Source organism: Thermostichus sp. MS-CIW-38 (assembly GCF_054058415.1).
Genome location: NZ_JBSSAH010000003.1, coordinates 18,638 through 44,585 on the forward strand (window position 1 = coordinate 18,638; position 25,948 = coordinate 44,585).

Consider the following 25,948-nt stretch of genomic DNA (forward strand, 5'->3'; position numbering starts at 1 on the left):
TTGACGCTTTGAGCCGGGAGATCTTGCTGGGTTGCCCGTCTGAGAACCTGGCCCTTCACAGCCTGGTTGTAAACCCCGCCGGAGGCAGAGCGGGCGGGACGGAGTCCTCACAAAACCGAGTGAGGCAGGCGACCCTCTGCCGAGCCGTTGGCTAAGGCCCTGCCAGAGCGTGAGTTGCCCGCTTGTAGGCTTCCTCCAGCGTCTCTGCCAAGGTGGGGTGAACGTGCACCAAGCCGGCCAGTTCTCGCACCGTGGCCCGGCGAGCAATGGCCTGAGCTGCCTCGTGAATCAAATCCGCCGCATGGGGCCCGAAGATATGGGATCCCAGCAATAGGCCGGTACTCTTGTCGAAGACCAGCTTGACCATGCCCTCCGTCTCTCCCGAAGCAATAGCCTTGGAGTTGCCGCCAAAGTAGGTGCGCACCGTGCCTACGCTGTAGCCTTCTTCCTTGGCCTGAGGCTCGGTCAGCCCTACAAAACCCATTTCCGGGTGAGTGAACACCGCTGCCGGGATGCTGAGGTAGTCCATGTAGGCAGTACGGCCACAGATGTTTTCCACGGCCACTCTCCCCTGGGCTGCCGCTGCGTGGGCCAACATCATTTTGCCTGTCACATCCCCAATGGCCCAGAGGTGAGGCAAATCGGTGGCCATGCGGCTATCGACGGGGATGAACCCCCGTTTGCCGGTGTCGATGCCCAGCTCGGCCAAGCCCAGCCCCTCTGAGACCGGGATCCGACCGGCAGCCACCAAGCAGCCATCCACCTGCAGCGTCTCGCCGTTGGAGAGGTGAATCGTTACTGGCTGGCCAGGGATCACCTGCTTGGCCGTGATCCCCACGTAGGTCTGGATTTGCCTGGGCTTAATCAGCACCCGCTGGGCCAGGCGGGCAATATCGGGGTCAAAGGCCGGCATCAGGGTCTCCAGGGCTTCGATGAGGATGACCTGGGATCCCAGGGCGGTGTAGATGTCGGCAAACTCCTGGCCGATGTAGCCGCTGCCGATAATGGCCAGCCGCTCCGGGATCCACTCCAGCCGCACCGCCTCGTCGCTGGTAAACACCGTCCGCCCATCCACCTCGATGCCAGGGGGCACAAAGGGGCGGGAGCCCGTAGCAAGAATAACATCCTGCGCCGTGTAGGTATAGGATCCCTTCTCTTCCTGGACTTCCACCTGCTGGGGTGCCACCAACTTGCCTCGCCCTCTCAGGATTGTTACCCCCAGCTTCTCCAGCGAGCGAGTCATGTCGGCGCGGATCTTCTCCACCACTTGGGCAGCATGATTGGCAATAGCCTCTCGGTTCACCTGAAGGGATCCCACTTGGATGCCCAGCCCAGAGCTATGTTGCAGTTCCCGCAGGCGTCCTGAGGCGGCCAGCAGAGCCTTGGAGGGGATGCAGCCGCGGTTGATGCAGGTGCCGCCCATTTCTGCACCTTCAACGATGGCGGTCTTCAGGCCAGATTCGACCGCATGTAAAGCAGCGCCGTGGCCGCCGACGCCGGCACCGATGATGATTACGTCAAAATCGAAGCTCATGGCGAGATTGGATAACCAGTGCCTCATTTTCTCACCTTGTTGGCCTTCCCAGAAACCTGGCTAGGGGCACCCAAGCCATGCAGTAGCATAGAGTCGCTTGTAGGCGGGTGGGGGTACACATGACACTCCAAGCTTTGATCTTCGATGTGGACGGCACGCTGGCGGACACGGAGCGGGATGGTCATCGCGTGGCCTTTAACGCTGCCTTTGCCGAGGCAGGGCTGGACTGGCACTGGTCGGTGGAGCTCTACGGCCAACTCCTGGCCATTACGGGGGGCAAAGAGCGCATTCGCCATTTCGTTGCAACCTGCCAGCCGCCGCTACCCCCTGGTGAAGATTTAAATGCCCTCATTGCCCGGCTGCACCAGGCCAAAACCCGCCACTACACTGCCCTATTGGCCCAAGGGGGGATCCCACTCCGCCCAGGGGTGAAGCGCCTCCTGCAGGAGGCCAGAGCTGCTGGGATCCGCTTGGCCATTGCCACCACCACCACGCCGGAAAATGTAACAGCCCTTTTGGAGCACACACTGCCGGAGAGCCTAAGCTGGTTTGAAGTGATCGCTGCCGGCGATATTGTCCCCGCCAAAAAGCCCGCCCCCGACATCTACTTCTACACCCTGGAACAGATGGGGCTGCCCCCCCAGGCCTGCCTGGCCTTTGAAGACTCGGAGAATGGGCTGCGCTCGGCCCAGCAGGCCGGTATTCCCACTGTGGTGACGGTAAACGACTATACCCGGGATCAGGATTTTTCCGGGGCGGCTCTGGTGCTGGATCACCTGGGGGAGCCTGAGGATCCGTTTCGGGTGTTGGCGGGAACGGTGGGATCCCACCGCTACTTCACCCTGGAGTTGGCCCGACAGATCCATGCTCAAGTTGCCCGGTCTGGAGTGGGAAGCTCATGATGGCGTCAGATCTCCAAGACCTGCAGCAGCGCCTAGAGGCCCATCTGCGCCAGGTGGCCCAGCCGCGGGATCCCGACTGGTCGCCCTTGGGCCATCAGCAGGTGGAGCGCTACATCCAAGAGCAGCTCTCTGGCTGGGGATCCCTGGAGTCCTTCCCCTTTGAGGCCGGTGGCCGCCTGCACCGCAACTGGATCTTGAAATTGCCGGGATCCCGTTCTGGCCGCCAACCCATCCTCATCGGAGCCCACTTTGACGCTGCCCCGGCAACCCCTGGAGCAGACGACAACGCCAGCGGCATAGCGGTGTTGCTGGAATTGGCCCGCCATTTTGCCGCCAACCCTGCCCCTTCCCCCCTGTGGCTGGTGGCTTTTGACCTGGAGGAGCGGGGGATGGTGGGCAGTGGGGCTTACGCCCAGTTTCTTCAACGTCAGAGGCAATCCCTACGGCTGATGCTGTCTTTGGAAATGCTGGGCTACCGGGATCCCGCCCCCGGATCCCAGGACTATCCCGCCGGCCTTGAGAAGCTTTACCCCAACCGGGGAGATTACATTGGCCTTATTGGCAACTGGCCCACCTGGGGGGATCTGCTCAAGCTGCAGCATGATTTTCAGAAAGCGGGGATCCCTTGTTGCTGGCTGCTGGCCGGGCAGCGAGGCTTGATCCTACCTGCCACTCGCCTGAGCGACCACTCCCCCTTTTGGGATGCGGGCTACGCCGCCGTTATGGTTACCGACACCGCCTTCTTGCGCAACCCCCACTACCACAAGCTGAGCGATACCTTGGAAACCCTAGATCCAGATTTCCTGACGGGGGTCTGCCAGGGCTTGATGGCCGGGATCCGCTCGCTGTAGCTCTTCCAAACACCACAGTCGTTCAACAACAAGTAGCGTGCGTTAAGTCCTAACTCCCCTCTCTCTGGAAGGAGGCTGGGGGTAAGGGTAGAGTTGGCATCCTCAGTACGGAGATTTCTCCAGGGGGTTCGCGATTCTTCGACTGGATCCTTTGTTGATGAGGGGAGACAATGGATGAGAGTAGTAAGACGAGAGTAGTAGCAGGGAAAAGGTTAAAAAACCTGCCTTGGCACTGTAAAACTCAGCAGGAGATTGCGTATGAGCGCTTTTGCCCAAGCTCCCAAAAAGTGTGTTTCCGCCGCTTTCAAAGAAGAGGTCAAGCTGCAAGAGTGTATCCAGCGGCTTTTGAACCGTGGCATTCCCAACGATTGCATCTCCATTATTGGCCGCAACTTTCAAACCGAAGCCAAAATTACCGGGTTTATCACCCGCAAAGAGGTGGTTCTGGACGGTCTGACCAATGGGGCCATCTATGGATCCCTGTTCGGATCCCTGCTGGGGCTGCTCACTGGCGTGGGGGTGCTGTTCATTCCCTTTTTGGGGGCAGTGGTGGCCGCTGGGCCTCTGGGAGCCGCTTTGTTGGGGGCAACGGGCGGCGCTTTGTACGGAGCACTGGGAGCGGGCCTGGGATCCGCCCTGATTGCCTTGGGTATGCCGCAGGAGAAAGCCGCCATCTACCAAACCCGGGTACAGGCGGGCGAGTTCTTGTTGGTGGTGCAAGTACCGGAAGAGAAGTCGGGCGAAATTTACTTGCTGCTGCAGAGTGCTGGCGGAGAGGAAGTTTCCATTGCCGACTTGAACTTGCCCGGTGAGCCAGAGGGAGACTTAACCCCAGAGAGCATCTCGCCGGAAATCCGCGCTGACCTCTCGGAAGAAGCGCAGCAAACCTTTGTGGAAGCCTACAACCAAGCCAAACAAGAGAGCAATAACTCCACCCATGCACTCCTCAAAGCTTGGGAAAAGGTCAAGCAAATTTTCACACGAGATGAGAAAGGGATCTTCTCCAAACGCAAGCCCTAGCCCAAAAAGTTTCCGAAGTAGCGAGAGCACAGTAAAGCGCCATCTCGCCGCTCTGCCTGTACGTGTTCTGGGTCTGCTCCAATTTTTTAGCTGCAACCTTATATCCTGAGAATAGCCCGAAAAACTCTAACCTAACCTTGCAGGGGTGAGCCTATGGCTGCGAGTGACTTCAAGGATTATTACAAGATCCTGGGCGTCAGCAGAGATGCCTCTGCCGAGGAAATCAAGCGCGTCTATCGCAAGCTGGCCCGCCAGTATCACCCCGATGTCAACCCTGGGAATAAGGCGGCAGAGGAGCGCTTCAAGGAGATCAACGAAGCCTACGAGGTGCTCTCAGATCCGGAAAAGCGGCGGCGCTACGACCAGTTTGGGCAGTACTGGCAGCGGGTGGGTACTGGTTCTGCTGCTGGAATGCCTGGCATGGAGGGCTTCGCCCAGTACACCAGCTTCGAGGAGTTTATCAACGAGCTGTTGGGCCGTATGGGATCCCGCCGCAGCGGGTTCCAGGGCTTCGCCGGCGGCTTTGGGCCGTTTGTTTCGGTGGATTTGCCGGGGCAGGATGTGGAGGGCACTCTGGGTCTCAGCTGGGCAGAAGCTTTCCACGGCACCCAGAAACGGCTGAACCTAGATGGAGAAACGCTAACTATCCGCATTCCCCCCGGCGCTAAGCCGGGCAGTCGCATCCGCGTCAAGGGCAAAGGCCAGGTCAGCCCCTTTGGCGGGCCAAGAGGGGATCTCTACCTCACTTTGGAGCTGCCCCCCCATCCCTTCTTCCGCTTTGACGGAGACAACCTGCTCTGCGAGCTGCCCATTACTCCTGACGAGGCGGCTTTGGGAGGGACGGCGGAAGTTCCCACCCCTACGGGTCGCGTGCAACTGAAGATCCCTGCCGGGGTAGACAGCGGCCAAACCCTGCGGCTGCGGGGCCAAGGCTGGCGGGATCCCCAAGGCCAGCGGAGCGACCTGCTGGTGCGGCTGAAGGTGGTGGCGCCCAAATCCCTTTCCCAGACCGAGCGGGATCTCTACGAAAAGCTGCGCCAAAGCCGTAGCTGGGATCCCCGCGCCCACTTGCAGGAGGTGAGTCTATGAGTTTGGCCATTGTGCGGGTAGAAGAACGGCTCTATACCTTCGAGCAGGCCACGGAACTGCTGGGGATCCCTCCCCACCTGCTGGAATGGCTGCTGGCCCAAGGCTTAGTGGAGGCCGAGAGCAGCTACCTGACCCCCCAACAGCTCAGGCGGTTGTTGCAAATGAGCCGCCTACACCGAGACTTAGGCCTCAACTGGACGGGGGCAGCGATGGTCTTGGACATGGCTCAGGAAATTGCCCGGCTCAGGGGGCAACTGCGCCACTACCGCGGATTTTGAGGCTGCCCAGCTAACCCATCAAGGAGATAAACTTCGATGAACCCTATGGAACAGATCATCCGACGTAGCCAGGTGGTGGGCCTGCTGGCCCTCGATGGCAGCACTGCTACCGCATTGGGTACCGTAGAAGAAATCTGGGTTGACCCAACAGGGCGGGTATGCTACTTCACCAGCCAGCAGGGGTACACCCCCCTGGAGCAGATTTCTCTCATCGGGCCAGACGCGCTGCTGACCTACTCTACCGTTTTTGCTACCCCCCTAACCCCCATCAGCTCTCTTTACCGCCGCACAGTGCGCATTGGGAATCGAGAGGTCGGCTGGATTGAGGATTTTCTCTTCGACTGGGAGACCGGATCCATTGCCGCTTATATTCTGGGTGGCAGCATTGCCGAGCCTTGGGGGGGGCGTGCCGTTCTCCTACCTGAGGATGTGGAAGCCATTGATGTGGACGCGGTGGTGGTTAAGGAGGATGCTCCGCAGCGGCTGAAATCGGAAGCGGAAGGCTTAAAGAACTTTTGGAGCGAAAAATCTCGGCAGGTGAAACAGCTTATCCAGCGCATGGGGGATCGCCTCAAGGCGTTGGTTGGCCCACAGGATCCGCCGGAGGTGGTGCGCGTTAAGGTGAAGCAGGTGCGGGACGAGCTGGCCAAAGGGGGCAAGTTCGATCTCTCCCTACTGGACGAGGCGGCAGAGTTTCTGCAACACAAGTGGGAAACCTGGCAACATCGCCTCAGCCGCGCCGCTCAGCGCATGCAGGCTGCCCTTCAGGCTGCTTGGGAGAAGCTGACCGAATAGCAAAGAATGACTCTGCAACCTCTGGCCTGCGGTCGCCTCAGATGCTGCACATTTGCTTCCCAACTGCTTCCCAACTCCCCTCTTCCTCTGGGAAAGGGGCTGGGGGGCAACAGCATGAGGTGCTTGGGGAGTCCGTCCCACTGCTCGACCGGAACTGTTGCAAGCCAGTCCTCGACCAAACCCAGCTGACGGACGGCGGCTTTTTCGGCTACGATCTAAGATCGCTGTCAATGCTCGGATCAGGTTTCAAGACCCCCGCAGGGCACCTGTACGGCAGGGAGAAAGATGACTTACGCAATTGTGGAAACCGGCGGTAAGCAGCTTTGGGTGGAGCCGGGGCGTTTTTACGAGGTCGATCGCCTGGCGGAAGTGGAGGAGAACAGCCCCTTCGATTTGTCTCGTGTGCTGTTGATCAACCACGAGGGACAAATCACGTTGGGGCATCCCTACGTTTCGGAGGCGGTCGTCAGGGCACGGGTTTTGCAGCATCGGCGCGGCGATAAAATCATCGTTTACAAGATGAGGCCAAAGAAAAAGACCCGCAAAAAGAGGGGCCATCGGCAACCGCTGACCCGTCTGCTGATCGAGTCTATTGAACTCAATGGGGTGCCCCTAGCCACGGCACCATCCCGTACGGAAGCGGCTCCAGAGTCTAACCCAGAGGCAGCCCCTTCGGCAGCGGCGACAGGGATCCCTGCGGATGAGGAATAAACTCTGAACTCAGGTGTCCTGAATCCCGATTTTTTTATCTCGTTTCTGTTGATCACGCAGTTGCATAGGAGGCGTTATGGCTCATAAGAAGGGAACGGGCAGCACTCGCAACGGTCGAGATTCCAATGCCAAGCGGCTGGGGGTGAAGCGCTATGGGGGCGAGCTGGTGCATCCCGGCCACATTCTGGTCAGGCAGCGGGGCACCAAGTTTCACCCAGGGGTGAACGTGCGCATCGGCGGCGACGACACCTTGTATTCTGTGGTCACCGGCATTGTGACCTTTGAGCGCTATGGCAAGTGGCGGCAAAAGGTGAGTGTCTACCCAGCTGAGGTGGCTGCCCAGTAGGGAAAGGCCCAGCTTTGAAACTGCCTGGGAGAGCATGACTCTAGTCAATAATAAGCTCAACTATACTGAAAATAATGTATAATATGTTCAGTACGGATTACTACCAGTTGATCTTTCTGTTTACTTTCGAGTCTGCCAACATGGTAGCCAAAGCAAAGCAGAAAATTGGTAGTAAGACGACACGGAAACTGCGCTTTGGGTATTCTACTCAAAGCTTTGCGGGATACCGCCATTCTGGTTGGAAACAAACAGAATGCTATCGCTGCATAGTTGAACAGTGATGTTCAGCAGTGCTCAGCGTAAATGTATCAGTTTCTTCCGCAAGAGAAGATTCTCGCTTCTGTCGACCAAGCTGCTTGCCGGGCTGAAAACTGTCTGCTCCAGAGCAGACAGGGTTTTGCTGTTGCTGATTCCTGAACTTTTTTCGTTCTTGAGGATTGGGGCCAGCCGGAAGAGAAGAGGAGCTAGGGATCCCTGACCCTTCAAGGGCGAAAATGGCAAAAGCGTGGAAGGCAGAAAGCTGATGCGGGTGTATCTGTTTCGCTGGGCAGGGTTGCTTCACCTCATTGCCGGGGTGATGTACCTCTACTGGCGACTGACAGCCGGGTTGATGGATTTGGGATCCCTTTTGTTTTGGGGGGCAGAGCTGTATGTTTGGCTGGCGGCGGTGGGCTTTACCCTCAGCCGCTATCCCCAAGTGCCGAGAGAGACGATCCCATCCCCAGAGGTCCTGCGGCGGTCGTTTTTCCAATTGCCGCGGGTGGATGTACTGGTGCTGCGCCAGTGGGATTCTCTGGAGGCAACCCGGCAGACGGTGCTCTCGGCTCTGCACCTCGACTACCCGTGGGAGCGGTTGTTTGTCCACATTGTGGATCGGGTAGAAGATGAGGAGATGGCCAAGGCGGCGCGGGCCATTCCCTGCGAATACTGGGCCTGCCCTAGCCCCACAGCCGACCCCCTGGCTTACGCGATGGGATCCCCTCATATCCAAGGGGAGTATCTGCTCCTAGTACAGCCGGGCCATTTTCTCGAGCGGGACTTCCTGTGGCAGACCTTGCCCCACTTTTACGACTCGCCGGAGCGGGCTCCAATTGTCAACCGAACTGGCTTTGTGCAGGCAATGCTGCGCACCCTAGGCCAGTCCAGAGCCGTTCACCCCCTGCAGCAGCTCTTGGCGGTGGGATCCCAGGGCTACCAGGCGGCACCCCTGTTGGGTTCTGGCTGTCTCATCCGGCGCAAGGCTTTGGAAGGGATCCCGCGGATCGACATTCGCCGCCCTGTGCAGTTGGGGTGTCAGATGCACTGCCGCGGCTGGCAGTCTCAATTGGTTCGCCAAACCCAGGTTACGGGTGTTTTGTTGCCCTTGCGCAACCGCCGCGTTGCTTTGCTGGCTTTGTTTTCGGCCTTGAGGGAAAACCCCTTTTGGGGCAAGCCGACCACGCAGCAGCAGCGCTTTCAATACCTGTGGCTGGCCCTCTGGGCTGCCGGTGGGATGGCGGAGCTGGTCTACTTGGCGGTGCCGATGGTCTTTCTCTGCACAGGGTGGATGCCGGTGCCGGCCTTTGACCGGGTCTTCTTCGCGTGGTTTTTGCCTTATGCTCTCCTAGGGCGCATCAGTTGGCTCTTGGCCTTTCCCCCGCATTTGTGGGGGGCAGCTTGGCAGTCGGAACGGCAGACGGGCAGCCAGTTTTTTCAGTCCATCCAGGCGCTGGTGCAAAGTCTGCAGGGAGTGCCCCCCTATCCCGAGCAGCCTTCCCAGCTCTCCTTAGGACCTCAGGCTCTGGCTATTGTGCTGACTTTTCTGGCTATGGGGGTGGGATCCCTGCGTTCTGCCGGCAGTTGGGATCCCTCTTGGCCTGAGCTGCTGTTTGGCTTGGTCTGGGCCTTCTACAACCTGATGATCCTGACGGTGCGCCCCGACGATCACGATTTTGCCGGCTTTGCTTTTCCCAGCAGCAGCGCCGCTGCGGCGACAGAAGAGAGCGCCGACCCATAGGCTGCCAAGCCAAGACAAGTTCATCGCAAAACCAAATCTCCACATCCATTCAGCTGCTGCATGGATGAAATGGCAGGCTGCCGCGGCAGATGGTGGGCAAACGCTATGCTGTGAGAAGTGTAGGATAAGTGGATCGGCACAGGTTGTCTCCAACTCTCCGGGGAGGTGTACCGGTGGAGAGGGGGGATCCCTGGCCAAGTCGCCCCTCCTGTTTGCAGGATTGAACGCGGTCTTCTAGGTTCAGAACGACACACCTGTGGAGTCAGAGAGACCCCCCCTTCGACTGCTCCCCCTGGGTACGGATCCCCGTCAACAGGGCTGTGCCTATTGGGTGGAGATGGGATCCCACCGTTTGCTTCTCGATTGCGGGTTGCCCGCTCCTGCCCTCTTTAAGGCTCTGCCAGGGATCCCGGATGCGGTAATCTGCAGCCATGCTCACTTTGACCATGTGCAAGGGCTACCTGCTTTTCATCGTCGTTACCCTCAGGTACCTCTCTACGCCACGCCGGTGACTGCTCATTTGGCCGCTGGTCTGTGGGAGTGTGGCGTTTGGCCAGGCTACGACCGGGACATTCGCTTTCCCCCCTTTCGGGCGCTGCCTTTGGGCCGGGCGCGAGAGATTTTGCCCCATCTGATGCTCACTTTCTTTGCGGCTGGGCATCTGCTGGGAGCGGCGGCAACCCTGCTGCAAAATACCCAAACCACTCCGGCCCAAGCCTGCGTGTACACGGGCGACTGTTCCCTGGCCTCAACTCGCTTTGCCCCCGGCTTGGATCTCATTGCTTTGCGCCACTGGCAGCCGGACGTGTTGCTCATCGAGGCTTCGCTGGGATCCACCCGCCATCCACCCCGTCGTCACCTGGAAAATCGCCTGGTGGAGCGGTTGCTCAGCGCCTTGGAAGCGGGGCAAACGGTGCTGTTTCCCCTGCCAGTGTTGGGGTTGGGGCAGGAGCTGATCTTTCTCCTCAAAGCCCACCACCGCTTTACCCAAGCCCCCCAAGAGCTCAAGATATGGGTGGCGCCGGGGCTGGCGGCAGGCTGCAATCTCTACGAGCGCTTGCTCACCTACCTGCCGGAGCCGGTGCGCAATTTCGCCACCTACCAGCCCTTGTTCTGGGAAGACCGCCTGCAGCCGCGGGTTCAGCCCCTTACCGAAGCGGATCCTCTGCCCCAAGGCTTGCTGCTGTGCGACGCCGATGCCGGGCCTGAGGCTTGGGATCCCATCTGGTCGAGATTGCTGGCCCAACCGCAGCGCTCCTGTCTGCTGGTGCGGCTGCCGGAAGTGGAGCTGGCCACCCCATTTGAGCGTTGGCCGGCGCCGCTGCGCTCCCGCATTGCCGTTGAATGGATAACCTGGCACAGCCACAACGATGTCGGGCATCTCACCCAGATCATCCACACCTTTCGCCCCCAGCATTTGGTCTTGGTTCACGCCGACCCCAAGCAGGCTCAGGATCTGGCGGATCTGCCGGAGCTGTGCAATCGCTACCATGTCCACTGCCCTCAGCCTGGGCATTGGCTGGAGTTGCCCGATGGCCGCCTGCAAACCCCGGTCAAGCTCCCGGATTCTCCTGCCGAGGTCACGGATCCCGCTGTGCGCTACGAGGGGGAGGTGGAAGAAGTTTGGCAGGAGCAGGGCTCGCCGCGGACTTTGGCGGGGGTACAGGTGCGTCTGCCGCCCCAGATCACCCAGGATCCCCGTTGGCCGGCCTGGGCCGATACCGGCCTGGTGGAAGCCCGCTGGCAGGGATCCGAACTGGTGCTGCGCGGCCTTTCTCCACGGGAGCTGATCCGCCCGGCAGAGGCTGCCCCTTCTCCAGCAGGGATCGTGCCGCGTCCAAAACAGCCTTCTGTATCCAGTCATCACGGTGGCAAAAAGTGCCAAAATTGTCGCTTTGCCCGCCAGATCTTGACTTCCCAAGCCCAAGCCTTTCGCTGCGATCAGGAACGCTCTCCCCTCTACCGCCTCAGGGTGGATCCCCAGGGGAGCTGCCCCTACCATCAGCCGCAGGAGATCCGCTCTTCCGGTTAGCCGTCAAGCCAGGGAAGCCCAAAGGCTAGAATGGGGCAAGTCGCGGTGCCAACCATGCTTGAGCAAGATTCCTGGGCAAATCATCGCCGTGGGCCGGTCGGATCCCTGGAGCGCCCAGCCGAGGCCTTGGCTGCGGCCAGCCCGCCCGTAGTGCAGATGGTTGGGGTGAACAAAGTCTATCCACTGCCGGAGGGCAGTTTTCAGGCCCTCTACGATATCGACTTGGCGATCCAGCCGGGAGAGTATTGCGCCATTATGGGGCCCTCTGGATCCGGCAAATCCACCCTGATGAACCTCATCGGCTGCTTGGATCGGCCCAGCTCAGGGCGCTACTGGCTGGATGGGGTGGAAGTTTCCACCCTGACCGATCGCGATTTGGCCCACATTCGCAACCAAAAAATCGGCTTTGTCTTCCAGCAGTTCCATCTCCTGCCCGTCCTGACAGCGCTGGAGAACGTCATGCTGCCCTTGGCCTATGCTGGGATCCCGGAGCCGGAGCAACGCCGGCGGGCCAAGCAAGCCCTAGAACAAGTGGGCTTGGGGAGCAAACTGCAGCAGCGTCCGGCCCAACTCTCCGGCGGCCAGCAGCAGCGGGTGGCGATTGCTCGTGCCATTGTCAACCGACCCCAACTGTTGCTGGCTGATGAGCCGACTGGGGCTCTGGATAGCCATACCGGCCAGGAAGTGCTGAACCTTTTTGCGGAGCTCCACCGGCAGGGCATCACCCTGGTCGTGGTCACCCATGACCTTGAAGTAGCCCAGGCCGCCCAGCGCATTATCCGGGTTGGGGATGGCCGTCTGCTGGATTGAGGAAGACAGGGATCCGCCTGGGGGCAGTTGGGTTCAGGAGAGTTCCCAGTTGCGGTGAACTGGCGTGCCGGATGGATCCCTGGCCTCACTTTGGGTGAAGGTCGAAGGGAATGTCTTAAACGGGCATGGGATAACCCTATCTAGGATGGCCCAGCTTGGGCTACTCTAAACGCAACTGAGGGCTTGGGAAGAGGATCCGTCCATGAAACTGATCGAAGATATCATCCGATTTTTGGAAACCCGCCTGGAGGAATTTCTCAGGGCCCACCCCGAGATCGAGCTGCAAGCCCTCGATGAGCAGTTGCGCCAGCAGGAATCGGATACCCTGCAGCTGTTGCAGGAAAGCCGCGTCCAAGAGGAGGCTCTCCAAAAAAGCATTCTCAACTTAGCCGAGGAGATTAAAACCTGGCACTTTCGCATTGAGAAGGCGCAGCGGGCCAATCGTCCCGATCTGGCCGAAGGAGCGGGACGCCGGGAGGCTGAGCTGTTGGAGAGGGGCAGCCAGCTATGGGGTCAAATGAAAGCCCAAAAGGAGAAAATCCAACAAATGGAAGCCCTGCTGCCGCAGATTCGCCAGCGCCGCCAAGAAGTGAAGGCTAAGCTGCAGGAGGTAAGAGCCGCGCAAGCCAAAGGCATCGACAACCCGGACCGGAATTTCAGCCCTTGGGGAAAACCTTTCGAGGCTTGGGATGAATTGGAAGAGCAATTTCGTCAGCTAGAGGTGGAAAACGAATTGAATGACACGAAGAGGAAGGTGCGGGAACAGCAGCGGCGGTAACAGCCTGACCCAAAATCTTGTTAGTTTGCTAATGTTGAATCCAGTCGCAACAGCCAAAATCGAGCTGGGCGGAACTTGTGATTTAAGCCCTTGGTCTCAAGAGCCATAGCCACATCATTTCCAGAACTTTCTCTGGCACCGACCGGGAAGAAAAGTCTCTCCTCTCCCCCAAGAGTGATACGCTATTGGGCATGAATGAGTTGTATCTGAATCACCCCACATTTGGTCTGCTCTACAGCCTGTGTCAGGTCGACGAAAATCAGGCTCTCTTCACCACTCTCTACGCCCAAAGGCTCTTTTTTCGGGTTTACTTCAGGCCGCCGGATAACAGCGGGGATCCTGCTGCCATGGAGGAGTTGGTCTTCGATCCGATTAGCCGTAATGAGGCTCGCCAGCTCATCGAAGAGCAAATGCGCCTGCTGCGCCGTGCTGCCCGCCAAGATGAGCTAGAACAATTGCAGTTGATCTACAAGCAAACCTTTTCCTGAAAGAGGGTTTTCTGAAGGTCTTGCAGGGCTCAGGACGAGGGTTTTGTTCCTCAGATAAGATAGCCACCTAAAACTGAGACAGAAAGCGCAGGTCGCTGGTATAAAACAGGCGGATATCCTGAATGCCGTGGAGGAGCATGGCCATCCGCTCAATGCCGATCCCTGCCGCAAATCCGGTGTAGCGCTCCGGGTCGTAGCCCACCGCTTGAAATACATTGGGATCCACCATGCCGCAGCCGAAGATTTCCAGCCATTTCGAGCCAAAGCGCACGTCCATCTCAGCAGAAGGCTCGGTAAAGGGAAAATAGCTGGGCCGAAAGCGGGTTTCTCGCTTGCCCAATAGGCGGGTGATGAAAGTGTTGAGGGTGCCCTTCAGGTCGGAAAAGGTGAGGTTCTCGCCCACCGCCAAAATTTCCATCTGGTGAAACACAGCGGAGTGGGTGGCATCCACGGTATCGCGGCGCATCACCCGACCGGCATGCACAATGCGCAGCGGCGGCTGGTGTTGCTCCATGTAGCGCACCTGCACCGAGGAGGTTTGGGTACGCATCAGGTAGCCATTGGCCAGGTAGAGGGTATCCTGCATATCCCGCGCCGGATGGTCGGCAGGGGTGTTGAGGGCCTCGAAGTTGTAGTACTCCGTCTCGAGCTCAGGCCCATGCACCACGGTGTAGCCCATTCCCACAAAGATATCGAGCATGCGGTCGATGGTGGCCTGCAGCGGATGGATCCGCCCCAGAGGCCGACGGGGCCCGGGCATGGTGACATCTAGGCGCTCTGCTTCTAGGCGGGCCAGCAGTTGAGCTTCGCCAAGGGCCTGTTTGCGCTGCTCCAGACTGGATTGGAGGGCCTCTTTAAAGGTGTTGGCCAAAGCGCCAATGGCAGGCCGTTCTTCTGGGGGCAGCTTCCCCATCCCCCCCAAGATTTTGGAGAGCTTGCCTTTCTTACCCAGGTAGTCGATGCGGATCTGCTCCAAAGCATCCAGATCGGCAGCTTGTTCCACTTGGGCGAGGGCCTCGCTTTGCAGGGTGAGAAGCTGTTGGCAAAGCGTGTCTTTTTCGTCTTGCATGGGGCCGATTCCAAGGGCAGAAGGGATCCCTGGGGTTGTGAGGAGTCCCTACAAAGGTATCACAGGAGGGAGCTCGGTCGCGCCTTTGCATCCGATGGGGTTGGTCAGCAGCAGGGGGAACCCTTTTGGGGAACTAGCTCTGAGGCGCCGAATCTGGCAACAGACACCCCAAAGCATCACACCCCGCCGGCCCCTCTGCTGTCAGGGTCAGGTTGCGGTCGTAGCGGGCCAGGGCCGCGAAGAAGTTATCTGTCCGCCGTCTCTGCTTGACCTCGGCCACCAGCCGCTCATAGGTGGGCTTGTCGATTTTCTCAAAAGGCAGGCGGGGGAAGGGGGCATCGAAGCGGGCCAGCAGCGCTGCGCTGATGTAGCCCTCGTCGTCGCGGATGGCTTCGTAGATACGGGATCCCAGAGCTTCCACCTCGTCCTCCCGCAGCTCGATGGTGGCGGAGGTGTTGTGGGTGGTGTAGTACTTCTGAACCTGCATATAGAAGTCAAACTGGGCCAGGGCCGAGAATTGCTCGATCTCGATCTGGCCAGCACCGGGCAGGTTGGCCCATTCTACTTCCACAGGCAGTTCCACCAGCCATTCGGTACAGCGGGGATCAAAGGGGTCGTTGAGCAAGTTCCCGTTTTCATCTTTGTCCGCCTGAGCAGGTACCACCGAGTAGCCATAGTCCAGACAGGCCAGCGCCACCGGGTCATTTTTGGCAAAGGTGATGCGGCGGATGTAGCGTTGGGCTTTGGGCGGGTGCCAGCCGGGAGAGGCGTTGGTGAGCAGCGACTTGGTGCCGGCGGGCTGAACCGTGGTGCAGCGGTTGGGGCGGCGCAGGCTGTGGCGGTCGCAGTAGTCCCAGACCACGCGGTGGACGATCTCCTTCCAGCGGCTGAGGTATTCCCGCTCCTGCTGCTTGAATTCCTTCCCGATGGGGGTATCGGGTCTCCCTTCCTGCCACCAGCGCAGCCATTCAACCCCAAAGGCTTTGACGCAAAAGTCGAACAGGCCTGTGAACGAGACGCCGACGATGGGATCCCATTCCCGCGAGCGCTGGAAGCGAGGTTCCACAAAGTGGTGGTGGAGCAGAGCTGCCACCGTGAGGGCTCCCGCCGTGAAGGCGTCTTCCTGCTCCTGCCAGTTCTGGGGATCCAGCCGGTTGAGGTGGATCTCGGCCAGATTGCAGTGGAAGTCGAATCCGATGATCTCGCCGCAGTTGTGGACGACTAGCCCGTTTGCATCAAAGCAGCTGGGGCCGGGCACGGTGCAGTCATAGACCGGTTCCACCCCGTCAGGCTCCAGCGCTGCAACCGTGACGGCAAACCGCTCTCGGTTAAGCCGGGGCTGATAGCTGCCCAGCAGTTCGCCTAGCTTCTGGGCTTTGCGGGGTTCGCGGAAGCCCACTACTGCTTGAAACTGGTGCAGGTTGTCCTTAGTGATAACCAGCTCGTGAGCGATAACCAGCTCGTGAGCGATAACCAGCTCGTGCTGCGCGGCTGGCTGGCGCTGGCTGGCGGGCAGCAGGTGATATCCAGCGGGACGGATGGCCGAGACAATCCCCAGGCGGGCAAGCATGCGCTGCACGGCTTTGAGGGTGTCCAGGTTGCTTTGGGAGAGCCGCACGCTAAGCCCCTGCACGCTGCCATCGGCATCAAACAGGCCGCACAAGAAGCCGCGGTGGAAATCGCAGCTGGTGGCCTCGACTGCCGCAGTCATTTCTTTCTGTCCTGGAGCTATGCCGAACTTGGCCGCCAGTCTTGCCAAGCCGGTGGAATGGATAACCCGACACTTCAGCTCAGGGTGATACCAGGTCTCTGGCCGGCGAGGTTCGCACCCCACCGCAGTTTGCAACCGCTGAACCGCATATGGGTTCATCTCGTCTTGGGTATCCTGCCAGTGGCGCAATACAGCTGTGTCGTTCCACTGGGTCGTCGCAAGGCTGCCGTTGCCCAACCAATTCCCCAGGAGCCAGCCTTCCTCCCAGGTTCCCTCACCATCCCACGGGGTTAGATGGCGATGGTTGTGCAGCAGGATGCGGTCGCCCGGGCGCAGGTCTTCTGCCGGCACCCATTCGGTGTACTGTGCTTTTGGGGTCTGGGCGATGACCTTGAGAACCCGATGGTTGCCTGTCAGCCGCAGAGAAAACCCCTCCTCGGTCAACAGCTTGAGCACGGGCTTGGTGCCAGAGTAGAAGAACCCGGCTGGCGTGGTGCTGAATAGCTCGCCGTTGACATAGGTGCTGTGCTGCTTGCCGATAAGGTCTTTCACCTGGCGCGGGCCGTCGCCGGTATGGATCCAGGTGTCGGCCGTAACGCAGGGGTTCAGCCCGTACCGTTGTACCCTATGCCATGCCGGGGGTTGGAGGAACGGAGAGTCGGTAGCTGCCTGCCGCTCTTCTATCCAGCGTCCGGCTCCCTCTGGCCCCTGCGAGGCATAGACGTCGAGGAACTCCCGCTTGAGCTCTGGGGTGTTGAGCAGGTCGGCGTTGGCCCGTGCTACGGCTTCCCCGGCCCACTGGATGGCGCCCTCACCGGAGTAAAACTGCTTCCGCACGGCCTCAACACATTCTTCCCGCGTCGGCTTGCGGTGAAACACCCGCGTGTGGTTGGCCATGCGCAGGGCATCTCGCTCGGGATCAATTCTCCAGTTGCCGTTTTCGTCCTGCTGCCAGAGGTTGTCTTTGGCGGTGGATCCCAGCTGGTCGTCGGCAGCAAACTGACGAATGCCAGCGCTACGACGAATGTTTCCCGCCACCACCACCACCGCCGCCTCGTCGATGAGCAAACAGCACTCCACCGAGTTCAGTTGCCGACCTACCGCCCTGTTGAGGATGGCGGCACAGCGCTCGTACAAGCCGGGCAGCTTAATGGGGTTGGCTACGCCCCCAAACCCTTTCAGCCGCTCCCCAGCCGGGCGGACATCGCTCAAGTCCACTGTCACTTCCACCTGGCCCCCAAAGCTGGGATCCGACGCCAGCTCCAGCAGCGCTTGGTAGGACTCCACCCAGCCGCGGCGGCTGTCCCCCACCTGGATGTGCACCTGGGATCCCTGCCGTTGGATGCGGGTGTGCTCCTGCCGCTCTTCGGGAGGGGTGGTGCCGATGGATCCCTTCACGTGAACCCGCAGGCGGTTGACAATGGGGGGCAACTGGCGGATGAACTGGGGTTCCAGCACCGCTCCTGTGCCGCAGCCCATCATGGCCAAATCCATCATCAGGCCAAAGGCCCGCCAGTCCACCACCGCCAAACTGGTGCAGTTGTAGGCGCCGGAGAAGTTTTCCGGCTTCTGGATCCAGTCGGTGCCCATCACCCACAAGGCTCGACCGGAGATCAACGCCTTCAACTGCCGCTGCAGACGTTCTACCAACTGCCGCTCCTGAGGGGTGAAGCGCCCCAACCGGGCAATATCGGCCAAGGTGCGATCGCAAACCTCGCTCCAAGTCTCGCGGCTGCCATCTGGGCGGCGACGGCTGTAGGTGCGGTAGAACACCGGGCTGGCCGCCGGGGCTGTGGCCGGAAACTCGCCCAGAGGCAGGGATCCCGTCGTTTCAGCGGGATCAAGTCCCTGTACTTCTTTGCTCTGTTCGCCTGAGCGGGACGAAGTCCACACCATAGCCACACCTCTTCTGCAAAGCTCGGTAGTTCCGACTCTTGAGCGACGGTTGGCAACCCCGCCGACCCAACGCCCAACCACGTTATCACAATCTTCAGGGATCCGGTGTTGTAGGTAGTGTTGTGCTCTGAGAAGATCTTTAAGAGCCTCTAGGGATAGGGCAGGCCCGCTGTCTGCTGGGGGAGCCGCAAGGGAACGGAAGGCCCGGCAGAAGGGCTACAGTGGAGGAGAGGGATCCCAAGTTAAGGGGCTGCTTGTCGTCTTCAACGGCACCTTCCTGGGCCTTCTCCCCAGTGAGAGCTGTGTAAGGAGTTGTATCGTCATGACCAGTCGCCTGCGCATCGGTAGCTTGTGGGGGATCCCCTTTTTCATCGACTACACCTGGTTCCCGGCGGCCCTCCTGCTGGTGCTCTCCTACGGGGTGTTGACGGCGATGGGGTTGTTTCTTTCTCTGCTGGCCCATGAGTTGGCCCACAGCTTGGTGGCCCGCGCCTATGGGGTACGGGTTAACTCGATAACCCTGTTTATTTTTGGGGGTATGGCGGCGATTGAGCGGGAAGTTCCCCGCCCCCTTGGGGCTTTTTGCGTGGCGGTGGCAGGCCCTCTCCTCAGCTTGGGTCTGTTTGTTTTCTTCAGCGTGGCCCGGGCTTGGGCTGTGCCGGAGTCGATGCTGGCCTCAACCCTTGCCAGCTTGGCTGCCATCAACCTGACGATTGCCCTGTTTAACCTGCTGCCGGGCTTGCCTCTGGATGGGGGGCAAATGCTCAAGGCGGCCATCTGGGGTTGGACAGGGGATCGGCAAAAGGGTATGCTGTGGGCGGCCCGAGCCGGCCAGGGGGTGGGCTGGGGTTTGGTGGGGCTAGGTCTGCTGGTGGTATTTTGGGGGAGCCTCAACGGCCTCTGGGTGGGGTTGATCGGCCTGTTTATTTTGAACACCGCCCGCCGCTACAGCCAGTACGCGCAACTGCAGCAGGTGCTGGCCCGCCTGAAAGCTGCAGATGTGATGACCCGCCAGTTTCGGGTTTTGGACGCGAACATGAGCCTGCGGGAGTTTGTGGATCGCTATCTGGTGCCTTCTTCTCTCAGGCCGGAAGCTCCAACTCAGCCAGCGGAGGTTTATTTTGCCGAGGAAGATGGCCGTTATCGCGGGTTGGTCAGGCCAGAACTGCTCAACGACATCGAGCGCAGCCAGTGGGATCGCCTCACCCTCAAGGCTATTCTCAAGCCGATGGAGCAACTGCAGGGGGTACGAGAAGAGACCCCCATTCCCCAGGTGATTCAGATGATGCGCCAGGCGGAACCGCGCCGCATTTTGGTTTTCACGCCCACCGGCGCCATTGCTGGCTTGATCGACCGGGGGGATGTGGTGGCCATGGCTGCCCGGCAGTTGGGGGTCGTGCTGCCCCAAGAGGTGGTGCAGCGGGTGCGCGATAGCGAAGAATGGCCCCCTGGATTTCAGGTGGAGGACAATCTGGCCGGAGAGGGATCCCCCAGTCTGGCTTGGCAGGGATCCCCGGATCTGCGCAATGAGCCTTAGGGGGATGTCTGGACAGGGAGCAGCCCAAGGTACCTAGGTTCTCCCTCTACCACAAAAGGGGTTGGGATCTGCAAGGTGGGGAGAGAAGGCCGAGAAAAGTAGTCTCAGATACTATTTCCCGGAGCCCTTCTCCATCTACAATTAAGACTGTTCTCCATCAGTTAAGAATTTTGAACCGCTTTCCTCGTCTCTTGCCCGCCTACACCCACCGACTGAGCAACGGGCTAGGCGTTATCGTTCATCCCATCCCCATTGCCGATTCTGTAACCGTTGATGTCTGGGTACGGACAGGTGGACGCCATGAGCCGCCGGAGTGGCTGGGCCTATCCCATTTTTTGGAACACATGGTGTTTAAGGGTAGCGAGCGGCTGGCTCCTGGTGAGCTGGATTGGGCCGTGGAAGGACGGGGCGGAGTTACCAATGCTGCCACCGGCCAAGACTACACCCATTACTACATTACGGTGGCTGCTGCTGACCTAGCGGATACCTTGCCCTACTTGGCAGAGGTGGTTTTGCGGGCCGGGATCCCGGATCCAGAGTTTGAGCGGGAGCGGCAGGTGGTTCTGGAGGAAATTCGCCGCGCCGCCGACAACCCTGATTACACGGCCTATCAGCTCTTGATGGAGACCGCCTATGGGGAGCATCCCTATGGACGACCGGTGTTGGGCACACCGGAAAGCTTGATGCAACTGACCCCTGAGGTGATGCGCGCTTACCACCGCGCTTGGTATCGGCCTGAATCCATGACGGTGGTGGTGACGGGTGGCATCGATCCCGAGCGGGCGTTGGCCTTGGTGGAGGAGCAGTTTGGCAGCTCTGCTGCTGGGCCAGCACCGGCCAGCCCCCCCATCCCGCCCCAGCCTCGTCCCCAAGGGATCCTGCGCCGGGAGAGCGACCATGCCCGCTTGGAGCAAGCCCGTCTGAAATTGGCCTGGCCTACCGTTGGCATTGACGATTGGCAACAAGCCTGTGGCCTGGAGATGTTGGCTTCTCTGCTGGGAGATGGCCGTACTTCGCGGCTGGTGCATCTGCTGCGGGAACAGCGGGGCTGGGTGAGGGCCATTGGCTGTTCTTCGCTGGTGTTGAAGGAGGGGGGACTGTTTTGTATTGGGGCTCAACTGGAGCCGGAGGATGTGGCGCGGGTGGAGGCGACGATTCTGCACGAGATCGAAAAGCTGCAGCAGGATGGCATTGGTCAAGCGGAGTTGGATCGCACCCGGCGTATGCTCACCCATGAGTTCCTGTTCTCCGCCGAGTCTCCCAGTCAATTGGCGGGCATCTATGGCTACTACGAGACGCTGGGCGGGGTGCAGCGCATTCAAGAGTACCTGGAGCTGTTGCAATCTTTTACCCCGGCTCAGATCCGGGAATTGGCCCAGCAGTACTTGTCTTTGGAGGCCTATGTGGTCACCGTTCTCAAGCCGACTGCCCTGGGTACAGCGGCGGCTTCGGAGCTGCAACTGGCTTGCCGTTAAGCGCCGCCTTGGCGCTCCGGACTCTTGATTTTCGGATTTTGGACGGGATCCCTTGCCTGCATGAACTCTGCTCTGCTTGCCACCCAACGTGGCCGTTTACAGCGCGTCCTTTTGGCCAATGGCATCACGCTGTTGCTGGGCCAGAACCCAACGGTGGAGATCTTGGCTGCCCACTGTTTTTTCCGCGGTGGTAGCCGGGCAGAGCGGCCGCAACAGGCGGGGGTGAGCCACTTGATGGCGGCTGTCCTCACCAAAGGCACGCATCGGCGCAACTCCCAGGCCATTGCTGCTGCGGTGGAATCGCTGGGAGCCTCGCTATCGGTGGACAGTTCTGCCGACTATTTCGAGGTGAGCCTGCGCTGTGTGGCTGCCGATTTCCCGGAGTTGCTGGATTTGCTTGCGGAGACGCTGCGGGATCCCAGTTTTCCTGAAGAGGAGGTGGCGCGAGAGCAGGCGTTGATGCTGCAGGCCATCCGCGCCCAACAGGAACGGCCCTTCAGCTTGGCTTTCGAGCAGGTGCAACAAGCCCTCTATGGGGATCATCCCTACGCTCTGCCGGGGTTGGGACGGCTGGAAACGGTGGGATCCCTGACCCGCGAGGATTTGGTAGCCTATCACGCGGCCTACTGTCGTCCCAATGGAATGGTGATGGTGGTGATCGGCCCAGAGCCGCCGGAGCAAATGGCTGCCCAGGTGGAAGCGGCTTTGGGGGACTGGGTTGTTCCCGGCCCCTCTCCAGAGGATCGGGATGTTCCCCTGCCCCCTCTGAGGGATCCCCAACTGCTGAGGTTGCCCCAGCCCACTCAGCAGACAACAATCTTGATTGGGTTTCGCGGATCCCCTGCTGCTTCTGCGGATTATCCGGCCCTGAAGTTGCTGGCCACCTACTTGGGGAGCGGTCTATCCAGCCGTCTGTTTGTGGAACTGCGGGAGCGCTGTGGCCTGGCCTATGAGGTCTCGGCTTTTTTTGCCACCCGCCGGGATCCCGCCCCTTTTGGGGTTTACATGGGCACTGCAGCAGAGAACACCCAGGTGGCTCTGGAACGCCTACAAGCAGAAATCCACCGTCTGCAGGCCAATCCGCTCGACCTGGCAGAGGTGGAAATGGCGCAGCGCAAACTTCTGGGCCAGTATGCCCTCAGCAAACAAACCAATGCCCAGGTGGCTCAACTGGCGGGCTGGTACGAGATTTTGGGCTTGGGCATGGAGTTTGACCGGCAGTATTTGCAGGGGGTCAGGCAGCTCACCCCAGAGCAGCTCCATCAAGCCGCAAAGACCTACCTGACCCCCCCGGCCATTGCTCTGGTGGGGCCGGAAGCCGCCTTGGCAGAGGTTGAGCTGGTGTTTTAAGCTGAGCAAACCATGAGGAAAACTAAGATCTGGCAAACATGGCCATTTCGATTCAAACGGGGACATTGCGCCCACACCTCAATAAAACACCTAAATAAAAAATGTTGAAAATGTTGAATGCGCAGTGCCGGAAAGCTTTTTTTAGGAGCCCATGTGTCTCACCCTGGCCTGAAGTAACCATAACTCTGGATTGAGGTCACGATTGTGGGTCAATCTCGAGATGTCCAAGAAAACGATGGGGATCGTTTCTGAATAGCAGCCCTCTGAGAAAACTGGCGTTTTTCCTTTCTTTATCTTGCTTGAGCTTTTTGTGGCTGGTAGGCACAGCAGATCATCTGCAGGGGATACCCAAAAAGAGGGATCCGTGCCGCTTGGGCGGCTGGAAAAGCGGTTTTCCTTTGCGTTTTGCTCCTATCGGCGTCCCTTTCGGCAGCCCCTGCGCACCCACCACGGCCTGTGGTCTATCCGGGAAGGGATCCTGATCCGGCTTACGGATCGGGAGACAGGCTGTCAAGGATATGGGGAAATTGCTCCCATCCCTTGGTTTGGCAGCGAAACCCTGGAGCAGGCTCTGGAGTTTTGTCGGCAGTTGCCCCCTCTTTTGTCGGAGGCGCATATTTTGGGGATCCCAGAAGCACTGCCAACCTGCCGGTTTGGGTTTGAATGCGCTTGGCTGGCCTGTCGGGATCCCGATTGGTTGAACAAGGATCTCTCTCTACTCTCTTTCTGTGAACTTTTGGGGGAGACCCTGCCGCCGGAATCTTACAAGGACTCCTACAAGGACTCCGTCCCATTCACGCGGTCGGTGTACAAGCTCAAGGTGGGGAGGGATCCCATGCAGCAGGAGTTGAAGAAGCTGGAGCAATGGCTGGAGCGGTTGCCACCAGGATCCCATCTGCGTTTGGATGCCAATGGGGGGTTAACGCTTGCGGAGGCCCACCGGTGGCTGATGGTTTGTGATCGGCTCAACCAGGCCTCGCCGGTCAAGATTGAGTTTTTGGAGCAGCCTCTGCCGCCGGATCAGCACGCCCATTTGGTGGAGCTCAGCCGCCAGTACCAAACCCCCGTTGCTTTGGATGAATCGGTGGCCTGCCTGGAGCAGTTGCAAGCGATCCATCGGTCAGGATGGAAAGGGATCCTGGTGGTGAAGCCGTCTCTGGTGGGCTCCTGCATCGCGCTGCGAGAGTATCTCAGCCGCCATCCCGGCCTGGATCTGGTCTTTTCTTCGGCGCTGGAGACTCCCATCGGCGCCTGGCACGGGTTGGCTTGGGCGGGATCCCTGCAAGCCAAAACCGCCTCTCCCCGGGCCGTGGGATGGGGGGTAGGGGAGTTTTTCCAGGAAGGGGATCCCGTTCAGCTCCAAATGGCCTCACCGGAGGAGCGGCTTGCTCTGATGCAGGCAGTGTGGGAGCGCTGGAGCCGACTCTAAACGGCAGCGGCTTGCTTGGCATTTTCCTGCCGCAAGTAGGCTTGAATAAAGTGCATCAGCTCGCTCGGCTCACCGTTCATAAAGGCCTCGACATTGTAGGTTTCGGCGTTGGTGCGGTGATCCTTGATCAACTTGTAAGGATCGAAGGTGTAGGTGCGAATACGCCCCCCAAAGCCCTGAGTCACCATCTCGCCGCGAATCTCGGCCAGCTTTTGTCTGCGTTTTTCTTCTTCCATCTCGATCAGCTTGGCCTTCAAGATCTGGATGGCCCGCTCTTTGTTTTGCAGTTGGGAGCGCTCTTCGGTACAGCGCACAGCAATGCCGGTGGGCTTGTGGATCACCCGCACTGCTGTTTCCACTTTGTTCACGTTTTGGCCACCTGCTCCACCCGAGCGGGAGGTCTCGAACTCCAGATCTTCCATCTTCAGCTCATACTCGCTTTCCTCTTCCAGGATCGGCATCACCTCTACGCCGGCGAAGCTGGTTTGCCGTTTGCCGTTGGCGTTGAAGGGGCTGATGCGCTCCATCCGGTGGTTACCCTTCTCGGCAGAGAGATAACCATAGGCGTAGGGGCCTTCGATCAGCAGGGTGGCGGACTTGATGCCGGCTTCGGCACCTTCGGAGTATTCCGAGAGGCTGACCTTGTAGCCCTGGTTTTCGGCCCAGCGGGTGTACATTTTCAGGAGCATTTCCGCCCAGTCCTGGGCGTCGGTTCCCCCTGCGCCGGCGGTGATGGTGAGGATGGCACCGTTTTTGTCGTAGGGGCCGGAGAGCAGTTGCTGTAGCTCCCACTGGCCCAACTCCCGCTCCACCACTGCCAGGGATCCCGCTGTCTCGGCTAGGAGTTCTGGATCGGGCTCTTCTTGGAGCAGCTCGAGGGCGCTGGCGGCATCTTCTAGGCGATCCTTCCAGCGGTGCACCTGATCCCAGGAGGCCTTGAGGCTGTTGAGCTTTTGCAGGTGGCGGCGGGCTGCCTCTACATCATTCCAAAACTGCGGCTGCGAGGCTTCTTGCTCTAGGATGGCAATCTGTTGCTCCAAGTGGGGCAGGTCAAAGATAGTCCTGAGCGTTGCTCAGGCGCAAGGTGAGCGATTCTAGGGTGCGTCTTAGATCGGCAAGTTCCATAGAGAGCAGCAAGCTGTTTGCGCGTCGGATCCCATCCTAACCTGTGGGCCGGCAACTCAATCAAGGGATATAGCCCTTCTGCGGGCTTGCCGGAACACTGTTGCCGTGCAGCGCCGGTGAACCGGGTTCCTAGGAGTCCTTTCGGGGTAGAGCGTTTGGCTGTTGATCCCGCGCAGGCGGCTGGCGAAAGGGCTACGGGATCGACGGGTCGGCTTTGGTCGATTGCGTCAGCGGGACAGAACCCTTTGGCTTCTGCCGGAAGATCCCTGTTGAGGTGGCTCAAGCCTGTAGCAGAATGGAAAATCTGGTTTCGGAGGCTGCGATGCTAAAGGTCTTTTCCTTGCTTTCCGGGCTGGTTTTGGCGGGAGGAGTGGCTGCTTTAGCCATCACCAATCCCACCTTAGAAGAGTACAGAACCCATGCAGGGCAACAACTGGCCGCCTACGCTACGCGAGAATACTGCGCTCAGATCCCGTCTTTCTTGGTCACTTTGATTGAGGAATGTCATGCCCTTGTCCGAGAGCTCCAGCCCGAACTAGAAGCTCTGTTCATGCGCCAAACCCGCCGGCAGAATTTTATCCTTTTCAGCCTCTACACCACCGATTTGTCGTTGCTCAACTTTGGCCCACTGGGGATCTCCTTGCCCACCTACCACTTTGAAACCCTTGCCGTGGCTGGGCAATTTTATACTTATGAGATTCGAGAGGGGAAAGTTGACCCCTAGCC

Annotated in this window: 22 protein-coding genes and 1 pseudogene; 19 read left to right on the forward strand and 4 right to left on the reverse strand. The window is 59.6% G+C overall.

Annotated elements, in window-relative coordinates; genetic code table 11:
- Nucleotides 1-151: 151 nt before the first annotated feature.
- Nucleotides 152-1,534 carry a dihydrolipoyl dehydrogenase gene (gene lpdA / locus ACVWXZ_RS01715; RefSeq protein WP_457402466.1) on the reverse strand — a complete coding sequence of 461 codons (1,383 nt, stop codon included), beginning with the start codon at nucleotides 1,532-1,534 and terminating at the stop codon, nucleotides 152-154.
- A gap of 119 nt (nucleotides 1,535-1,653) precedes the next feature.
- Here lpdA and ACVWXZ_RS01720 point away from each other — a divergent pair, with 119 nt between their 5' ends.
- From ACVWXZ_RS01720 to ACVWXZ_RS01785, 14 genes and pseudogenes are all read left to right on the forward strand, one after another.
- Nucleotides 1,654-2,436, forward strand: coding sequence for an HAD family hydrolase (locus ACVWXZ_RS01720; protein ID WP_414399981.1), 783 nt, complete (start codon nucleotides 1,654-1,656; stop codon nucleotides 2,434-2,436).
- Nucleotides 2,433-3,287: a M28 family peptidase gene (locus ACVWXZ_RS01725; RefSeq protein ID WP_457402379.1), complete on the forward strand. Its 855-nt coding sequence runs from the start codon at nucleotides 2,433-2,435 to the stop codon at nucleotides 3,285-3,287. Before ACVWXZ_RS01720 ends, ACVWXZ_RS01725 begins: the two co-directional genes overlap by 4 nt.
- A gap of 258 nt (nucleotides 3,288-3,545) precedes the next feature.
- The gene (locus ACVWXZ_RS01730) at nucleotides 3,546-4,307 is read left to right on the forward strand and encodes a ChaB family protein (protein WP_457411046.1); all 762 of its coding nucleotides are present in this window, start codon (nucleotides 3,546-3,548) and stop codon (nucleotides 4,305-4,307) included.
- 153 nt (nucleotides 4,308-4,460) lie between these two features.
- Nucleotides 4,461-5,396, forward strand: a complete 936-nt coding sequence (locus ACVWXZ_RS01735; RefSeq protein ID WP_457444316.1) for a DnaJ C-terminal domain-containing protein — start codon at nucleotides 4,461-4,463, stop codon at nucleotides 5,394-5,396.
- Complete coding sequence (locus ACVWXZ_RS01740; protein ID WP_011432385.1) at nucleotides 5,393-5,674, forward strand: chaperone modulator CbpM; 282 nt, start codon at nucleotides 5,393-5,395, stop codon at nucleotides 5,672-5,674. Before ACVWXZ_RS01735 ends, ACVWXZ_RS01740 begins: the two co-directional genes overlap by 4 nt.
- Nucleotides 5,675-5,719: 45 nt before the next feature.
- Nucleotides 5,720-6,469: a PRC-barrel domain-containing protein gene (locus ACVWXZ_RS01745; protein WP_457384160.1), complete on the forward strand. Its 750-nt coding sequence runs from the start codon at nucleotides 5,720-5,722 to the stop codon at nucleotides 6,467-6,469.
- 285 nt (nucleotides 6,470-6,754) lie between these two features.
- A complete protein-coding gene (gene rplU, locus ACVWXZ_RS01750; RefSeq protein ID WP_011432383.1) occupies nucleotides 6,755-7,180 on the forward strand; it encodes a 50S ribosomal protein L21 in 426 nt (141 codons plus the stop codon).
- A gap of 76 nt (nucleotides 7,181-7,256) precedes the next feature.
- The gene (rpmA, locus tag ACVWXZ_RS01755) at nucleotides 7,257-7,526 is read left to right on the forward strand and encodes a 50S ribosomal protein L27 (protein WP_011432382.1); all 270 of its coding nucleotides are present in this window, start codon (nucleotides 7,257-7,259) and stop codon (nucleotides 7,524-7,526) included.
- An 86-nt stretch (nucleotides 7,527-7,612) separates the two neighbouring features.
- A pseudogene (locus ACVWXZ_RS01760) lies at nucleotides 7,613-7,796 on the forward strand (hypothetical protein); the annotation flags it as partial.
- Between the two features lie 235 nt (nucleotides 7,797-8,031).
- Complete coding sequence (locus ACVWXZ_RS01765; RefSeq protein WP_457482066.1) at nucleotides 8,032-9,522, forward strand: cellulose synthase; 1,491 nt, start codon at nucleotides 8,032-8,034, stop codon at nucleotides 9,520-9,522.
- A 256-nt stretch (nucleotides 9,523-9,778) separates the two neighbouring features.
- Nucleotides 9,779-11,554 (forward strand): MBL fold metallo-hydrolase, encoded by a 1,776-nt coding sequence (locus tag ACVWXZ_RS01770; protein ID WP_457444310.1) that lies wholly within the window; start codon nucleotides 9,779-9,781, stop codon nucleotides 11,552-11,554.
- Nucleotides 11,555-11,608: 54 nt separating this feature from the next.
- Nucleotides 11,609-12,364 (forward strand): ABC transporter ATP-binding protein, encoded by a 756-nt coding sequence (locus ACVWXZ_RS01775; protein ID WP_011432379.1) that lies wholly within the window; start codon nucleotides 11,609-11,611, stop codon nucleotides 12,362-12,364.
- Between the two features lie 202 nt (nucleotides 12,365-12,566).
- On the forward strand, nucleotides 12,567-13,142 hold the full coding sequence (locus ACVWXZ_RS01780; RefSeq protein WP_457482067.1) for a TIGR04376 family protein: 576 nt from the start codon (nucleotides 12,567-12,569) through the stop codon (nucleotides 13,140-13,142).
- Nucleotides 13,143-13,333: 191 nt separating this feature from the next.
- Nucleotides 13,334-13,630, forward strand: coding sequence for a PipX family protein (locus tag ACVWXZ_RS01785; protein ID WP_011432377.1), 297 nt, complete (start codon nucleotides 13,334-13,336; stop codon nucleotides 13,628-13,630).
- A gap of 67 nt (nucleotides 13,631-13,697) precedes the next feature.
- Here the strand turns inward: ACVWXZ_RS01785 and pheS are convergent, their stop codons facing one another.
- Complete coding sequence (pheS, locus tag ACVWXZ_RS01790; protein WP_457402369.1) at nucleotides 13,698-14,699, reverse strand: phenylalanine--tRNA ligase subunit alpha; 1,002 nt, start codon at nucleotides 14,697-14,699, stop codon at nucleotides 13,698-13,700.
- A 133-nt stretch (nucleotides 14,700-14,832) separates the two neighbouring features.
- Entirely contained in the window at nucleotides 14,833-18,306 is a 3,474-nt protein-coding gene (nrdJ, locus tag ACVWXZ_RS01795; RefSeq protein WP_457482068.1) for a ribonucleoside-triphosphate reductase, adenosylcobalamin-dependent, read from the reverse strand.
- Between the two features lie 322 nt (nucleotides 18,307-18,628).
- On the opposite strand from nrdJ, the gene ACVWXZ_RS01800 reads away from it, so the two are divergent.
- From ACVWXZ_RS01800 to ACVWXZ_RS01815, 4 genes are all read left to right on the forward strand, one after another.
- Complete coding sequence (locus ACVWXZ_RS01800) at nucleotides 18,629-19,843, forward strand: site-2 protease family protein (protein WP_457482069.1); 1,215 nt, start codon at nucleotides 18,629-18,631, stop codon at nucleotides 19,841-19,843.
- A gap of 170 nt (nucleotides 19,844-20,013) precedes the next feature.
- Nucleotides 20,014-21,318, forward strand: coding sequence for a M16 family metallopeptidase (locus tag ACVWXZ_RS01805; protein ID WP_457482070.1), 1,305 nt, complete (start codon nucleotides 20,014-20,016; stop codon nucleotides 21,316-21,318).
- Nucleotides 21,319-21,378: 60 nt separating this feature from the next.
- Complete coding sequence (locus ACVWXZ_RS01810) at nucleotides 21,379-22,668, forward strand: M16 family metallopeptidase (protein WP_414418682.1); 1,290 nt, start codon at nucleotides 21,379-21,381, stop codon at nucleotides 22,666-22,668.
- Nucleotides 22,669-22,978: 310 nt separating this feature from the next.
- A complete protein-coding gene (locus ACVWXZ_RS01815) occupies nucleotides 22,979-24,097 on the forward strand; it encodes an o-succinylbenzoate synthase (protein WP_457482071.1) in 1,119 nt (372 codons plus the stop codon).
- Here the strand turns inward: ACVWXZ_RS01815 and prfB are convergent.
- A protein-coding gene (prfB, locus tag ACVWXZ_RS01820) for a peptide chain release factor 2 (RefSeq protein ID WP_457482072.1) occupies nucleotides 24,094-25,222 on the reverse strand; the annotation gives its coding sequence in 2 pieces (ribosomal slippage) (nucleotides 24,094-25,149 and nucleotides 25,151-25,222; 1,128 coding nt in all). The genes ACVWXZ_RS01815 and prfB overlap by 4 nt on opposite strands.
- Before the next feature lie 322 nt (nucleotides 25,223-25,544).
- On the opposite strand from prfB, the gene ACVWXZ_RS01825 reads away from it, so the two are divergent.
- Nucleotides 25,545-25,946 (forward strand): DUF4359 domain-containing protein, encoded by a 402-nt coding sequence (locus ACVWXZ_RS01825; protein WP_414406723.1) that lies wholly within the window; start codon nucleotides 25,545-25,547, stop codon nucleotides 25,944-25,946.
- Nucleotides 25,947-25,948: the final 2 nt, after the last annotated feature.